Annotated in this window: 14 protein-coding genes and 1 riboswitch; of the genes, 7 read left to right on the top strand and 7 right to left on the bottom strand. The window is 44.8% G+C overall.

The genetic code is table 11. From position 1 onward, the window contains the following. Positions 1-4 precede the first annotated feature (4 nt). The 7 genes from QF041_RS24695 (at position 5) to QF041_RS24665 (ending at position 7491) form a co-directional block, all read left to right on the top strand. The gene (locus QF041_RS24695; protein WP_307416004.1) at positions 5-1447 is read left to right on the top strand and encodes a HAMP domain-containing sensor histidine kinase; all 1443 of its coding nucleotides are present in this window, start codon (positions 5-7) and stop codon (positions 1445-1447) included. 103 nt (positions 1448-1550) lie between these two features. Then, entirely contained in the window at positions 1551-2309 is a 759-nt protein-coding gene (locus QF041_RS24690) for an ABC transporter ATP-binding protein (protein WP_307416003.1), read from the top strand. A 2-nt stretch (positions 2310-2311) separates the two neighbouring features. After that, the gene (locus QF041_RS24685) at positions 2312-4717 is read left to right on the top strand and encodes an ABC transporter permease (RefSeq protein WP_307416002.1); all 2406 of its coding nucleotides are present in this window, start codon (positions 2312-2314) and stop codon (positions 4715-4717) included. A 139-nt stretch (positions 4718-4856) separates the two neighbouring features. After that, complete coding sequence (locus QF041_RS24680) at positions 4857-5090, top strand: hypothetical protein (RefSeq protein ID WP_307416000.1); 234 nt, start codon at positions 4857-4859, stop codon at positions 5088-5090. A 35-nt stretch (positions 5091-5125) separates the two neighbouring features. Then, a complete protein-coding gene (locus QF041_RS24675) occupies positions 5126-5497 on the top strand; it encodes a hypothetical protein (RefSeq protein ID WP_307415998.1) in 372 nt (123 codons plus the stop codon). A 275-nt stretch (positions 5498-5772) separates the two neighbouring features. After that, positions 5773-6306: a hypothetical protein gene (locus tag QF041_RS24670; RefSeq protein WP_307415997.1), complete on the top strand. Its 534-nt coding sequence runs from the start codon at positions 5773-5775 to the stop codon at positions 6304-6306. Positions 6307-6339: 33 nt separating this feature from the next. Further along, positions 6340-7491 (top strand): outer membrane protein assembly factor BamB family protein, encoded by a 1152-nt coding sequence (locus tag QF041_RS24665; RefSeq protein ID WP_307415996.1) that lies wholly within the window; start codon positions 6340-6342, stop codon positions 7489-7491. 152 nt (positions 7492-7643) lie between these two features. Here QF041_RS24665 and mmuM read toward each other — a convergent pair whose 3' ends face one another. The 7 genes from mmuM to QF041_RS24630 form a co-directional block, all read right to left on the bottom strand. Then, complete coding sequence (gene mmuM / locus QF041_RS24660; RefSeq protein ID WP_307415995.1) at positions 7644-8711, bottom strand: homocysteine S-methyltransferase; 1068 nt, start codon at positions 8709-8711, stop codon at positions 7644-7646. Continuing rightward, a complete protein-coding gene (gene mmuP, locus QF041_RS24655) occupies positions 8689-10101 on the bottom strand; it encodes an S-methylmethionine permease (protein WP_307415994.1) in 1413 nt (470 codons plus the stop codon). The genes mmuM and mmuP overlap by 23 nt, the downstream gene beginning before the upstream one ends. Positions 10102-10193: 92 nt before the next feature. Next, positions 10194-10295: riboswitch (SAM riboswitch) on the bottom strand. A gap of 70 nt (positions 10296-10365) precedes the next feature. Continuing rightward, positions 10366-11568, bottom strand: coding sequence for a Ger(x)C family spore germination protein (locus QF041_RS24650; RefSeq protein ID WP_307415993.1), 1203 nt, complete (start codon positions 11566-11568; stop codon positions 10366-10368). Beyond that, positions 11565-12665 (bottom strand): GerAB/ArcD/ProY family transporter, encoded by a 1101-nt coding sequence (locus QF041_RS24645; RefSeq protein WP_307415992.1) that lies wholly within the window; start codon positions 12663-12665, stop codon positions 11565-11567. The genes QF041_RS24650 and QF041_RS24645 overlap by 4 nt, the downstream gene beginning before the upstream one ends. Positions 12666-12699: 34 nt before the next feature. Next, on the bottom strand, positions 12700-14412 hold the full coding sequence (locus tag QF041_RS24640) for a spore germination protein (RefSeq protein ID WP_307415991.1): 1713 nt from the start codon (positions 14410-14412) through the stop codon (positions 12700-12702). A gap of 148 nt (positions 14413-14560) precedes the next feature. Further along, the gene (locus QF041_RS24635) at positions 14561-15481 is read right to left on the bottom strand and encodes a methyl-accepting chemotaxis protein (RefSeq protein ID WP_307415990.1); all 921 of its coding nucleotides are present in this window, start codon (positions 15479-15481) and stop codon (positions 14561-14563) included. A 447-nt stretch (positions 15482-15928) separates the two neighbouring features. Further along, the gene (locus QF041_RS24630) at positions 15929-16453 is read right to left on the bottom strand and encodes a VOC family protein (RefSeq protein ID WP_307415989.1); all 525 of its coding nucleotides are present in this window, start codon (positions 16451-16453) and stop codon (positions 15929-15931) included. Positions 16454-16591: the final 138 nt, after the last annotated feature.

Below are 16591 nucleotides of genomic sequence, written 5' to 3'. Positions count from 1 at the left end.
CCACATGTCATTGAACAGCTGGTCCAAACGCTGGTTGTTAACAACACTTGGGCTTCTCATTATTATCGTTTCAAGTATCCTTGCACTGTCGATGATGCTGTTACAAGATCGAAATTCAGGCGAATCCAATCTGTCCCTGAATCAGGTTCGACTCAAGGTCAATCCGATCTTACTCGCTTTGGAGCAAAATCATCAGCATCTTAATGAACAAAATATTCGTGAAGATATACGTTCCACCGCCAGAGAGACCGGGGTTCTGCTTACCTATCTAAACTTGGATGGAAAAGTCATTCTGTCCTCCGACCCCACCTCTGAAGGGACGCAAGTTAATCTGCGTTCAGCTCTCCATTATGATCTGCATCATGCCACGCAGGCCGCGGACGGTAATGATTTGCTTGATATTGCGTTTCCCGTGATGGACGGACCGATGGGAAGTCAGATCGGCAATGCCATCTTTTCCATCCCCCAAGCCATGGTTACGGTTCAGCAATCGATGACTTTTCCGGTTATATTGATTAGCGCACTCATGCTCCTGTCACTGATTCTGAGCTTATTTCTATTCTGGATGAAACAAAAACTGGACAAACACCTGCTCTCTCCCATCCATCAATTGAAGCAACATGCGGAATCCATGCTTAAAGGCAATTATGAAGAAAAAATCCAGTACAACCGGAACGATGAATTGCTCGAAGTATATGCTATGTTTGATCTCATGCGCACGGAGATTAAACATATGAGCGAGCAGCGTATTCAGCAGGAACAAGCACAAAAAGAACTCATCACCAATATATCTCATGATATTAAAACACCAATTACCACAATAAAAGCATACATAGAAGCTATTGAGGAAGGATTATGCAACGATCAGGAGACGCTGATGGAATATATGAGAGTCATGCGAACCCATACGGATAAAACGGCCCGCCTTGTGGAGGATCTGCTGGTTCATGCACTTCAGGAATTGGGGCAAATTTCGGTGGAAACCCGTGAAATGTACAGCGGGCCTATACTGGAGACGATGTTGAAACCTATTGAACATGTTGTCCTAACAAAGGGGCTTATCTATAAAGGGCCCAACTACATCCCCAATGTGTTAATCGCTATCGACCCCACTCGAATTGAACAGGTGATCTCCAATCTTGCCGCCAATGCCCTCAAGCATACAGCTCCAGGAGACACGATACGTATAGATATGGAACTGGAATCCGGGCACTTGAATGTGACCATCACCGATTCGGGTCAGGGAATACGTGTACAGGACATGCCGTTTGTTTTTCAGCGTTACTTCAGAGGCCAAGCGAGTCATGCAGAACAACGTGTTCAGGAAGGTACGGGGCTGGGCCTTTCTATATGCCAAAGCATTATTGAAGCACACGGAGGTCATATTTCCTTTACTAGTAAAGAAGGGCAAGGTACTACCTTCCGGTTCTATCTGCCGATCTGCTGAGCCCACACTCAGCAGCTGTAATACTTTATTCATAATTTGATAAGGCTTCCTCAACATCCCTCCTCTAGAATGAATCCTATACTGCACTCGGGAGTGATTCGACTTGTCCAAAAAAGTGATTATCCGTGCACAGAATCTGTGCAAAACGTACAACAGCGGAGGTGAACAATATCATGCCATCCGTAATGTTGATCTCGACATCTATGAAGGAGAATTCACGGTCATCATGGGTAACTCTGGCTCTGGCAAATCAACCCTCTTATATCTGCTAAGCGGACTGGATCAGATTACAGCAGGTGAGGTCTATTTTCGCGACCAGCGGATTGACGCTTACAGTGAACGCCAAATGTCCGACTTCCGCACCCGCCGGATCGGTTATATCTATCAGAGTATCAATCTGGTCCCGGACCTTTCCATCAAAGAGAACATTGCTTTACCGGGATATATTGCTGGAAACAAAACGAAGGACATCCAATCCCGCGCTGCTGAGCTGATGAATGCCATGGATATTGATGGACAGCGTGACCGCCTCCCCTCCCAAACTTCCGGAGGACAGCAACAGCGAGCTGCCATTGCACGGGCTTTGATCAATTCACCAGATATCATTTTTGCGGATGAACCGACCGGAAGCTTAAATATGGAACACGGCACAGCTGTTCTCGATATCCTTACGGATCTCAACCGGAAAGGACAGTCCGTTGTTATGGTGACGCATGATATCAAAGCCGCCTGTCGGGCAGATCGCCTGATCTACATTTTGGACGGCAAGATTGGCGGAATCCTTGAGTTCAACACCTATGACGAACATCAAATTCAGGATCGTGAAGCGATTATCTTCGCTTTGGTTACGGGGAAGGAATAACGATGGCGGTCATGTCTAAACTTAGCTTGTCGTATCTGGGTAAAAATAAAGTTCAAAACCTGTTTATTACCCTGCTTATTTTGTTGTCCACACTTCTGGTGTGTACTTCCATCATCATCTTGGCTAATACGGGCAACCAGTTCAATGAGATGCACAGCCGAACCAACGGGTCACATCAGATCTTGACGTTCGACAAAGGGCTGAATGATCCCCAAACGGTACATGACTGGTGGGCCGCCCAGAATGGTGTTCAGATCTCGACTTTACTTGCTTACCAAACTTTATCAGGCATCACTTTTGACGGCACGGATATTCCTAACATTTACCTCTATATGATGAACACCCCGCCGCCTCCTTGGGATGTAGATAAACTCGTATTTGCTGCCGGAAAAGAAAGCTCATCTCCTGCACAAGGTAGCGTATGGATTCCTACGTCCCTGGCGAATAGCCATAACATTGTTGTTGGCGATACCATTCAATTCAAAACCGGCTCAACCACGCTTGACCTCGCTGTATCAGCTGTTGTTGTTGATGTTCCTTATGGCGCACCGTTCACCAATACGGCAAGAATCTGGATGAACAGTACGGATTACCAACATGATTTTAGTACGCTTGCAAGAAAAGAGCATTACATGATGGGCATCCATTTTGACGATTACAGTATGAGTTCCAGTTACTGGAACCGTTATACAAACGAGGCGGGTGCTCCGTTTCTGGAAACCAAAATGGAATTCGAAAGTATTTCATCCTTTTATCTGATTATTAACCAGATCGTCGGTTTTATCATGATTTTCCTAGGAGTTGTCATGATGATGATTGCACTCATCACCATTGGCTTCACCATCTCTGATGCTATTCTGGCTAACTACAAAACGATAGGTATCCTCAAGTCGCTGGGACTCACTTCCCGTGCAACGATCGGCACCTATGTCATTCAATATTCCCTGCTGTCCATCATCGCTGTTCTTCCCGGGTTTGCGCTGAGTGTGTTGGTGTCTAAATTCATCATCAACATCTCCGTATCGTCCCTGCGAACAGGCAATAGTGATCTTCCGGTTGAGGGCGTTGGAGCAGCTATACTTGTAGGTATGCTGTTATTCATCCTTGTGATTGTATTTGTTATATTTTATGCCAAAAAAGCCCGTATGATCGAGCCTGTTCAGGCCATTCGCTACGGTATGTCAGAGGATGAGAACGTAGCCATGGCAAAGCGAATGAATTCACCCCTCGCAAATGTGGCCTCGTTTGGTCGACTGCCTATCTCTTTTGTAATCGGCCTGCGCAGTCTGATCAGAAACAGCAAAAGCTCTATTTTAATAATATTACTGACGTCCGTAGCTGCTTCGGTGCTTGTCTTCGGATATGTTGTGCTGACCAGCATTACCGGAATCGATCAGACTGCCGCTAAATGGGGTTATGACAATGCAAACATTGCTGCTGTAGTGGTGAACAAAACAACGTTTCCCAGAGCAGAGCTGCAAAACGTGCTAGAAGAAGATCCCCGCATCCACAATGTAGGTTGGCAAGGAAACATTACCGGAGTTATTCCCTTAGATGTTTCCTCGCGCAATACAGCCAGTCAGTCTATTAGCCTTTATCTAGGCGTATTAGATGGAAGCTATGAGGATTTCGGCTTCGAGACGTTGAGAGGAAATAACCCTGAACGAGAAAATGAGATTTCAATCGGGGTCAGTGCTGCCAAGATTTTAAACAAGGATCTGGGAGACCTTATCGATATCTACATTGAGGGAGAAAAGCGTACGTTCATCATCTCGGGTATCTATCAAGCGATCTCCAACATGTCGCTATCCGGGAGAATCACCGTTCAAGCGGTCCGAAGTGTAAATCCGAGTTACAGTGATATAGATGTTGCATTTATTAATGCCATCGATCCTTCACAAGCAGGGGCAATTGCAGCCCAGTTAAATGAGCAGTTCAAATACTCTGCATCCATTGTCACGCAAAAAACGCTGCTGGATTCCGTTTATACAGAAGCAGCAAACATTCTCATATATCCCATGGCCCTGATCGGTCTTCTATTCATCATAGTTACGTTTATGATCATCTTCAGTACCTGCCGGATCAGCATTCGCAAAGAAAACAAGACGTACGGCATCTACAAATCGATTGGTATGACATCCGGCAGTATCCGGTCCTCTATTACACTGGGAGTTGTATTGTTATCCCTGATCGGTTCGATGTTTGGCGTTATTGCTGGCGTGTACCTTCTTCCGTTGTTGCTTGAAAAGGTACTCTCGGGATACGGTATCGTACAAATCCCGTTGGTTCTGAATTGGTGGGGGATTATACTATTCTCTTGTCTGAGTACCCTTGCAGCAGCTTTTGGCTCATGGAGATCATCCAAGGTGATTCGTCAGGCATCGCCGCGCATTCTTGTTATTGAATAACATGTAGAAGACAGCCCCTTAAACACATGACAATAAAATTCAACAAAACTCTAAATCCGACACAAAAATAGTCCTATATACCTAGCAATGATAGATATGATAGACTTAATGGCATACTATGGTAAAGGAGTTAATTTCTTTGTACAACAAAAATAAAACGAGTAAATTGTTGAAGTGGATAGCTTGGATTAGCATCATTCTATCCATTATTGCCGGTATCCTCGTTGGGCAAAATGAGTTCAATGGCTTTCAATGGTCTTTGACTCTTCCAGTTATGATGAACGGCATTGTAGCAGGTCTATTGTTACTGGGTGTTGCGGAGATCATACGATTGGTGCAGGATATTAAAAATGAAACGGTAGGTCCAGATTAAGTTTGACCTGGATCTTTCTTAAGGAGCTGTTTATTTTGAAATGGTTTTGTATTCGATTTTGTTTGTTGATCAGCATCCTGAGTCTAGGATTGTCGTCAGTAGACAAACCCTCAGCGTCGGCTAAAGCCAAGACCGTGCCACAGCTTGAATGGGTCAAGCAGGTCGATTCTGGCCAATGGGGGGATGGATTTACTCCGCATTACTTCAGACTGGATTCGTCCGGCAACCTAAACATTCTGGTGAGAAAGGTTGTGAATGAAGACCTCATATATGTGGTGAACATTAGTGGTGAAACCGGGGACATCCGATGGTCCAAGCCAGAATCTGATTATGGGTTAACTAGGGATGGTTACATGTATACTTTCAAACCCGCTGAGACTGATGACTATGAAAGGTCTCGGATCTGACAACCGGTAAACCGATATGGTCCGCTATAAACCCTTACTTTCGTGAAGGTCAGTCTTCAGATTTCACCAAAAACGGAACAGCTTATTCTTTCACTTATCACAAAAACAAATATGTAACTCTTTATTATTATGATGAAAAGGGAAACCGAAGCAAAAAGTTCATTCTCCCCTACATGCAATACTACACAATAGAAGGCAATTTTATTTTAGGTCAACCGGGCAACAAAAGTCCGTATACTCACGTTTTTGATCTTTCTACAGGTAAGAAGTTAACGGTGCTGACCAATGAAACAACCTTGCCCTACGGGAATAGGGTTACGGACGATGGAACCCTAATAACCCGAAAGTTTATCAATAACCGTGAACTTGAGTTGAGGGCGTACTCGCCTACGGGAGCTTTGAAATGGAAGTATGATTTTTCTTTTAAAAAGGGGCCTCCCGAGATATTTATCATCCATGATCGTGTGCTGTATCTGGAACAAACCGCAGGCAATATCATGCTTATGAATTCGGATGGAAAATTCATTACAGGAGTTAATGAAAAGCCCTTCTACATGCAAGGTGAGCCAAATAGTCATCTAAAAATGGAAATCGATTTACAGAGTTTTATGTATATTCAATACACCGAACAGGGAATAGAACTCGTGATTAGAGATTCAAATAATCTGAGAGAGCTCTATCGGCTGTCACAGAACGATTGGAACGCTGTAAGGTTTAATCGAGATGAATTGTTCCTTAATAAGCAAAATGAAATATTTTTCCTGCCTCCTGACGGGCAGACGATAAGAAAGTATCAGTTACTTCCATAATCCAGAGAACATTACATAAGGAGTCTACCAATCATGAGTTTAAAGCGAATCAACTATTGGCTTATAGCCAGCCTATTCATCTTTCTTGCGATCCCATCCGAGCCAGCTCTGGCTAAAGATCTGCTGCAATTCCAATGGGGGTATGATATTACCAACGACGGACAGAGTGCAACAAGCTCATATTCAATAAAGAGTGTTACGGACGCCATGGGGAATGAAAGTCTGCTCGTAACTAAAGCAGGCAAGAATAATGATTATTATATCGACAGTGTGGATGCCAAAACAGGGGAGCTACTTTGGTCGATTCCAACGGACAACGAGTACACGCTATCCGATGATGGATATATGTTTATTTTCCACGATAATCAAGTCAGTGCCAAGCATATAGCTACGGGCCAGATCCGTTGGACAGCTTCTCTGCCCGGACCGCCAGAAGATTGGAGACTATACTCGGCTGAGTCAGGCAGTCCAGGCGAAAATGGAAGTTTGTATGTGATTGCAGACTCTGATGATTTAAAAAGCAGTACACTCTACTATTACGATGCTAATGGAAATTTAAGTCGAAAGTTCAAGGTTCCATATTTTATGCAACAGATTCATGGTGATGTGATTGTCGGCAGTAAGTTTGGCAATCATCCCGATTTATACTTGATTAGCCTGACAACCGGAAAAAAAATTAAAACGATCACTGGTGGTAAAGGTTACAATGGGATTAAGAGTCTATCTGACGGCACACTACTATATTATAATATCTACAAAAAAACAATAACGCTTAAAGGCTATAACAGCACGGGGCAGCTAAAGTGGACAAAACAACTTCCTTATAAGGAATATTCAACAGAGCTTTTTGCATTGAAAGATCGGTTTGTATTTGTGGATTATAAAAATAAGCGAATCAAGCTATATTCATCTTCAGGTAAATTAATTGCTGAGAAGGCATATCTGCCAGTATCATATCCCAATATGGCTTTGGATGGCACAAGTTTGATGTTTAAATCTGAAAAGAATGACGAAGATGAACTAGAACTAATTATTATGGACACAAGCAACCTGAACGTTTTGTACACCTACAAAAATGACGAATTTGATCTTAATGATGAACGTCTATTTCTCAATAACACAACGGGTCTGTACATCCTAAGCGACGAAGGTCGTACCTTAGTTAGCACTCAGTTAATTAAATAGCATAATCAGAAGCATCAGAAGAGGAATATCATCATGTTGATGTTAACGCTAAATCACACTAAAAAAAGCCCTCATCAATCCAGTTAATGGATCGTGAGGGCTTCTTCATATTTAGTTGTATCTCTAGCGGGTACAACCCTACATCAAGTCTTTTATTTCCGCCATTTCTTCGCAAGTGCACCAATCTGATGTGGCGTAGTACGGCAGCAGCCGCCAATAATTTGCGCGCCCGCAGCAACCCACTGTTCCGAAGCATCACTCATGCTGCCACATGTACCCTGTCCGCTCCACGTCTTCGTTGCCGCATCGTATACTTCTCCCGAGTTCGGATACACAATAACAGGTTTATCGCTGGTACGGCTCAAAATACCCACTGCTTCCGTCACCACTTCCATGGGAGCACAGTTCAGGCCAATCGCCGCAATCTGCGGATCGGAGCCAAACTTCTGTGCACATACCTCAAGCGGTGTGCCCTCGCTGATGCTTGTCCCGTCTTTTAAAGAAAAAGATAACCAGGCATACGCATGAGGAAACTCCTTCAGTAAATCAACCAGCACCTGTGCTTCCTGCAAGGAAGGAATCGTCTCAAACGCCAGAATATCTGCACCCGCTTCAAGTAGCGCCACCATACGCGGACGATGAAATGCGACAAGCGTCTCATCCGACACGCCGTAATGTCCCACATACTCTGAACCATCCGCCAGATAGGCGCCATACGGTCCAACGGACCCGGCAATAATTGGACGTGGACGAAGACGATCTCCTTCGCGATCTACTGTACGATCTGTTATATTCTCCTCGTTCTCCACGTTCTGGGAAAGTACCGAAGGAGCTCCTACAAGCTGACCTGTCGAGCTTTCTCTCCCTACTAAATCACTCTGCACTTCTGTCCACACGTCATCTCTCGCCTTTGCAGCCAACTCCACCGTCTTGCGGATCAGCTCCAATGCTGCCTGTTCATCAATCCCTCTCTTGCTGAAGCCATCCACCGTCGCCTGATAACTGGATGTAATCGCACAATCGGCTCCTGCTCGAAAATAATCTGCATGGACCTGAACGATAACATCCGGATTCTCAAGCAACACACGAGCCGACCAGAGCGGATCATCCAGATTACATCCATGCTGTTCGAGTTCCGTTGCCAGCGCTCCATCCAGAATCATGACCGGATGTTCACGCAGGATCTGTTCTATGGAGTTAGTCTGTTGTGCTTGCGTCATGTACTTGTCCTCTTTTCTTATTCACACGTTCTGTCAGATAATAAGCAGCGTAACATACTGCGATAAACGGAACCCCACAATACAGCGCAATTCGCTGTGTCGGGTCAAAGGCAATACCTATGCATGAAGCCAGGCATAATATAAATGAAACAATCGGTACCACCGGATAGAATGGTGTGCGGTAGACCAGATCTTTGACCGCATGTCCTTCCCGGATATATTGTCTGCGGAACATGTATTGGGAAGCACTGATACTCATCCATACCGCAACGACAGCCAGACCCGAAATGGAAACCAGCGTAATATACACCGTACCTGGCGCAATAATACTGGACAGCAATGCCAACGCACCACCCACCATACTAATCAGAAGTGCATTCAGCGGCACCCCGCTTTTGGTCAATTTGGCAAACCACGGAGAGATCGTTCTTTTGTCAGCCAGAGACCAGAGCATACGTGAAGATGCATATAGGCCTGAATTGGCAGCAGAGAGAATCGCCGTCAGAATAACAAAGTTCATAATGTCTGCTGCATAGGGTACACCCACCCGTTCCATTACCGCTACAAACGGACTTTCCAGTACACTGGCATCCGACATGGGCAGCAAGGCCGACAAGATAATAATCGTTCCGATGAAGAAAATAACCAAACGCCACAGCGTTGTATGAATAGCCTTCGGTATCGTCTTTTCCGGGTTCTCCGTCTCACCGGCGGCAATGCCGATTAACTCGGTGCCTGAGAAGGCAAAGTTTACAGCAAGCATGGTCATCAATATCGCTGTAGCCCCATGAGGGAACCACCCGGATGCGGTAATATTCGATAGAAATGGAGCCGGTTCCGAATCCGCCATGGGAATGATACCAAACATGGCTGCGCCACCGATGATAATGAAGATTACGATAGTAACTACTTTTACAGATGAGAACCAGAACTCGGATTCCGCAAATAATTTCACCGTTAATGCATTAAACAGAAAGATCATCAGTGCAAAGAGGGCGCTCCATATCCATACGTTCACCGATGGGAACCAGCGCTGCATCAGCAATCCGGCGGCTGTGAATTCGGAGCCAAGCGCAACAGTCCAGGTTAACCAGTATAACCAAGCCACCGTGTAGCCTGTTGCCGGTCCGATATATTTGGCTGCATAACTATGAAATGCTCCCGTCTCTGGCATATGAACAGACAGTTCACCAAGACAGAGCATCACCAGATATACAACAATGGCTCCGATCAGATAGGACAGAATGGTTCCCAGTGGTCCCGCTTGCTGAATGGTGTAACCTGAACTGAGGAATAATCCCGTTCCAATGACTCCTCCGAGAGAGAGCATGACCACATGCCGTGCCTGCATTTTCCGCTGGAAATGCCCTTTGTCGTTGTTGTTCTCCATACCTGCTGCTCCCCTACTTCTTCATCCAGAAAAAACAAAAAAGACCCACTCTGCCTAAAGAGTGCGCCGTTACTGACAAATAAAAACAAACGCTCCTATCTATCAGGCTTTCACCCGCTGGAATTAGCACAGTATCCTTCAGATCTGTTGCTGAGGTTTCTAAGGGCCAGTCCCTCCACCTCTCTGGATAAGAAAATGATTTTTTACTAATATAGCGATCTATCATGAATGTGTCAACATTTAAATCATAAATGACACACCTCGCTATTCGGTGGAAGATCCCGGATTGGTAATGGTCATCTTCACATCGTACGTGATTGGCACGGTACTAAAAATGTTGTCCCAGTCATCTTTGACTTTCTTCCATGTTTTGGGTTCTTTGATACGCAAGCTATCCCGAAAATCCGCAACATCTACTTTATAGGTATGCTGAAGTTTGTATAACACCTGTCGAATCTGTTGTTCGGCCAGTTCAGAAAATTCTTTTTCTAGTTCTCTAAGATAATCCCCTTTTTCCTCTCTTTCGGGAGAACGCCAATCTTCCATCAACCAGCCTTCGGATTCGACCTTTACATGGAATGAAATGTCATTACCAACCACCTTGGGAATTACTTTTGTTTTCTTCTTCTTCATTTCGTATACAACGGTGAATCCCGCTTTGTTGTAAGTCTTCAAGACGCCTCCTTTTTCTTTAGGCTTGATCCACGATAAACCTTCCAGATCCGTTTGACTTAGTTCTCCAATAAACTTAGTTGTTTTTCCATCGAATATGCTGCCACCTGAGAACTTGCCCTCTCCATTGGAGTACAGTACATTCTGGAGCAAGAAACTGGAACCAGATTGCATTTGGGCATCTAATTTGGAGAGCAAAACGGGATCCAGGATTTTGTTGGACAAGTACGAATTACCGGTAATACCTGTTAGATAAAATGCTGGAATCCGGGAGGGATCATCTGAAGTCAGGACATCCACGGCACGATGATGACTTATCAGTACCAGACAATTTGGACGAATATCGTTATCCCGAAGTACAAAATCAAGCAGCTGGTCCAGACCATACTTTTTGGCAATATCCTTGGAGACAACGATAACCTTCAGATGATGTCCGATAAGTGGACGATCTCGCCTTAGTGCAAACTGACGAAAGATTTGCAGCAAGGAATCTCCAGTAAGCTGTTCATTGGAATAGGACGTCTTTCCAGAAGCAGGTGAACCGGATTGTCCGCTCTGTTTACTGTTGGAACTGCCCGGAGCAATCTGCACGGTAGCCGTTATATAATTATTCTTTGGATACGTTCCTCCCTGAGCAGCGATGTCCTTCTCAAATTCTGTTTCTTTAGCGATATCGATCCCGAGACCAACATAGACACTTAGTTCCTCGATCTCCCTACTGCTCCAGCATCCGGATATTAACAGAAGGACCGACAAAGCAAAGGCTACACGTAAAAGCATAAAAAAACGAATCATGCATGTTTGCCTCCTTTTTTGCGAATCAGACTTGTAATCAGCAGCAACAAAGGTAAAGTGGCAAATAAAATCACGGATGAGTTGCCCAACATATCACCCAGTGCAAAGGTTTCGTCCACGGTTTTCGGCATCAATGCCGTTAGATATATCAATGGCAGAAGGGCGTACATAATGACCTTGATCTTCTTCGTACGAAACAAATCCCGAATCCCTACCGAAGCACAATAGTGTGTGATCGTGAAGCTGGAGAATATCTGCATAATCCAGATGACCAGTAGCAAGGATTCAAACCGTTCAAAGATCAAACCTTGAATCTCGAAGCTTCTTACGAGATCCAGCGTGGGCCAAGTGCGTGTTTTGATGCCGTCGAGTGACAGACTGCCTACAACCATCACAACAGTAATCAGATAAATCAGAGTCGATATGATGATGCCCCAGCTCATGGCTACATTGCTCTTTTTAGGGTTTTTCATATAAGCAGTCATGACAAACATGACTTCGTACCCCGTGTAAGCCAGCAGCGAAGGTTTCAAACCTTTGAGGACTGGCATGATACCCTCTCCGAGTACGGGTCTCAGATTGCCGATCTCAAATAACTGATTACTAAGCAAGATTTCAATCACAAATATAATCAGTGTAATCGGCAAAATGATCTCAAATACGCGCACAATGACAGCAAGTCCGCCAGAGATCAAATATATGCCAATCCACATAAAGACCATCACAATGGCCCATGTTGGTGTTCGCTCAAGCAAGTACGTTCCTGTCACATCAGCCATGACCCTGATTTCGAATGCGGCAATCACCATAAAATACATAATCATAGACAATCCCAATATGTAAGCAATCCAGCTCCCCGTAATTTCACGAGTGAACTGGAACACTGTTTTCTCCGGAAATCTGCGACACAGGGTAACCAGAATAATTCCGACACCCGTAATAATCAGTCCAGACAGAATGATGGATATCCAGACATCTGGCGTTCCGACAGCTTTACTCGTCGTTCGAGGGAGTGTCAGGATCCCAGCGCCAAGCATGTAATTAACAATAACTACGACGGCCTGCCTTGTGCTAATATTTCCTTCGGAACCGTTCACTTCATCCCACCTCATACCTCGTGATTTACTTCATTTATTTTTTTCGGTCTTTATCTATTGGACTAGACATCTCGGGACGCTTCCTCATCATATTTAGCGGAGCACGGATAAAGAAATCCTTCCATTCCCCAAAGTGATAAGGAACGGCCGGTGCAACATAAGGTACGCCAAAGCTCGAGAGTCTCGCAAGATGGGTACATATAAGGAGAAAGAACATAACCACGCCAAACAATCCGAGTACAGCCGCGCTAAACATGGCAGCAAATCGCAGAATTCGCAGTGTGATGCCGGCACTATAGACAGGGATCGTAAAGGAGGATATGGCGGTAACTGCAACAACGATGACCAGGAATTGGCTGATAATCCCGGCCTGTACAGCAGCCTGGCCGATAATCAGACCTCCAACGATACCCATCGCTGGTGCAATCGGCTTAGGTAGACGAATCCCGGCTTCCCTCAGAATCTCAATTGAAAGTTCCATGATCAGTACTTCGATAATTGAAGGAAACGGCACTCCCGTCCGCGTTTCAATGATCGTCAATACCAGCTTGGTTGGGATAAGTCCCGGATGGAACGAGATAAACGAGATATAGAGCGCAGGAGCTAGCAAGGCCAGCATGGCGGACATAAAGCGCAGCATTCGCAGGAATGTTCCAGGAATCCATCGTTCATAGTAATCCTCGGGAGATTGGAGCAACATGCTGAAAGTCACTGGCACAATTAAGACAAATGGCGTCCCATCCAATAAAATAGCCACTCGCCCTTCCAGCAAAGCACCCATCACCCGGTCTGGCCTTTCTGTATTCAACACTTGTTGAAACGGACTGAGCGTATTGTCTTCGATGAGCTGTTCAACATACCCGGATTCCAACATGGAATCCATATCCATCGCTTCAATTCGCTTTCCGACTTCCGCCACGAGATTAGGATCAGCAATATCCTGAATATAGGCAACAGCCAAATCTTTTTTGATCCGTGAACCTACTTCATACTTCTGAATAAAGAGGCTCTGATCACTACCATACCGACGTAAAATACCTGTGTTATCACTTAACTGTTCTGTAAAACCAATTCGGGGGCCACGGAGCAACCCCTCTGACACCGGTTCATTCACACCACGTGTTTTGATCTTATGAGCTCCAATTAACAGCGCCCCCGGCAATCCATCGACCAACAGTGCATTTTTGCCAAAAAGCACGCCAACTGCGACCTCTTGGAGGGACTTGGTCTCCTCAACCAGACTGACAGGTAGTAATTGATTTTGTAGGTAGGCCGACAGTAAATGCGCATTATCCGGATGGAGGAAACCCTCCCGCTTAAGCTCTGGAACGCCTTCCAACATTAGCGGTGAAATCAGGTGATCATCGATTAAGTCTTGATCTACCAGGCCTTCGGTATATATGACAGCTGCCCGTGTATTGGTACCTCTAATGGTAAACTCCCGAATATGCACATCAGCATTTTGACCAAAGCTTTCTCTTACGCTAATCAGATCCGTATTGTACTTGCCGGTTATTTTAATATTGGCATAGTGGCCCGTTTCGGTTCCCTGTCCCTGACCCGCGGTAGCAGGAGAAATATCTTTCGAGGATATGGAGGTTTTTTTGGAACGAGAGAAGGTTCCACGCTTAATGGCGGCATTGATCCACCGCATGGTTACTGTAATGCCGATTGGTACGATAAGGACCAAAAATGCCTGAATCCATATAGTCCAATCCGGTACGTAGGATACAATTTTTGACCACATGTTCCCACCCCAACATTTCTCTGCATGATGAAGCTGCAGGTATTCCCAAGTATTGTGTCCCCGTTTGATCACAATAATTCCCGTTTTTTGTGTACTGAACGACAAAAAAAACGGTTCCTGTGTAAGGAACCGCTATTACTATATATTGTTATACGATTCTTGTTACATGCTCCGCTTTGGCATCCAACAAGTGAGCTGAAGCAGCAATTGCTGTAAAATCATTCAATGCGATCTCAATCTGCTTCTGGCTCTGCTCCACATATTCTTCTACTTTTTTGGTACCGCCTGTAATATTACCAATTTCCTTGGTTATTCCAGTCACGCTATCTCGAATCTCATTAATCGAACTCTCCACCATTGCGGATAGTTTCTTAACTTCCTTGGCCACGATATCGAATCCTCGTCCGTATTCTCCTGCATGTGCAGCCTCAATGGCAGCATTCAACGCGAGCAGTTGCGTCTGAGACGAAATCTCGCGTATCGTTCGTACCACCCCCTGAATCGATCCGGCTTGTTCCTGCAAATGAGTCAACGTTGCACGGTTAGAAGTGGACACCTCAGAAATATAGGAGATACTTGACATCAATTCCTGACTGCGTTCAATGCCTACATCTGCCTGCCCATTTAGTTCATGAGACATCGTTTTCAGCTCATTCACTACGACCGAAATGTTGTTCTGACGGTTGGTAATGTTGGTGGCGATTTTGGAGACACCCAGTATCTTCTGATTCGTCTCATCGTACACCGGCATATATGTCGCCTCAAGCCATACGGAATTCCCCTTTGCATCCTTGCGTTCAACCTTGTCCTGGAAGCTGACACCATTAAATATGCTATTCCAAAAAGCATCATAGTCCGGGGTATTTGCAAATTGACCGAAGCATAGTTGCTGATGTTTCATGCCGTACATCTCATCTACCGTATATCCCATCGTCTGGGCAAAGACTTCATTCACGTAGGTTACCCGGCGATCCAGATCAAATCGAATGATAGCAAGACTTTTCTCCATCGCCTTGATGACCATTGCATCGGTGACAACATCTTTCTTTTCCATATCTAATATAGACACATGATAACCCCCACAGTTCATTCCATAATAGACAGCTTTAACTAGCAAAAAAACGATCATAACAACATATGTATCCATCAGGTTCTAGATGGCTCTACTATTGATACCCGATTTGCAGCATTTTGGATCATCTGTTGTCATTTATTTTTTTAAGAAAATCTTCGTTTCAATGTTTCTTCAATATCCTGGATAAAAGGCATCCGTCAACATACTTTCGGAGTATGTTCATCATCCAGAAAAGAGACGTTATAGCTTATCTTATCCGTAAAATATCTCTGTATCTACTTGTACGTATCGTAACATAAGGCAAACCAGTATACACTTCTGTATTTGTAACGTATTTGTAACATAATTTCTGTTTTTTTAGTAACCGTTTAGCCCCTATATACAAGAAAAACAGAACGATTTGTCGTGCGTCGTCCTGTTTCTTATCCAGTCTCATCTTTATTATTTTTTTCGTGGTGTCCAGCGCTTCGCTTCACTGTGATTCGGATACTGGATGCCCGCAGGGTAGGAGATCAGCTCGATCAGCATCCCCCAAGGTGCTCTTCCATACACAAACTGATTGCCTTCCCCGCCTTCAATATGACCGGACAACGCCCCAGGCTCTGTTAGTAACACCCCGCCCGCTTCTTTGAAGTGTCGTGCAGCTTCTTGCATATCGTCCACATACAATGCCATATGCTGCAATCCGTAATCCGATGCCCTAACTGGCTCAGATTGTGCTGTATTCGTGTACTGAAATAGCTCTATACTGGCGCTCTCCCCAAGCGATAACATCCGAATATGAATAACCTTTGCTCCTGAACGCAGTCCTAATTTACGCTCTACCTCGGGTCCTTCCTGTGGGGGATCATCCGGCGTTATATGGTCATAGGCAAGTTGAGCTCCAAACGCCTGTTGTAGAAATAGTGTCGCCTGCTCCATATCCGGTACAGTTATTCCAATATGGTCAATTCCTCTCGTAATCATGTTATCCCTTCTTTCCTTTATCCATTGAACTTGCTTGTACACAGCGACATCCGTACCTATATGATTTACACGAAAAGAGGTCCGCTATAACCATCGGTTGCTCGAACAACCTTGTATAGAAACCAAAAAAAGAAGAGC

This window comes from Paenibacillus sp. W2I17 (assembly GCF_030815985.1).
In the GTDB taxonomy this organism is placed as follows: domain Bacteria; phylum Bacillota; class Bacilli; order Paenibacillales; family Paenibacillaceae; genus Paenibacillus.
This window is presented reverse-complemented; position numbering and strand designations above follow the sequence as displayed.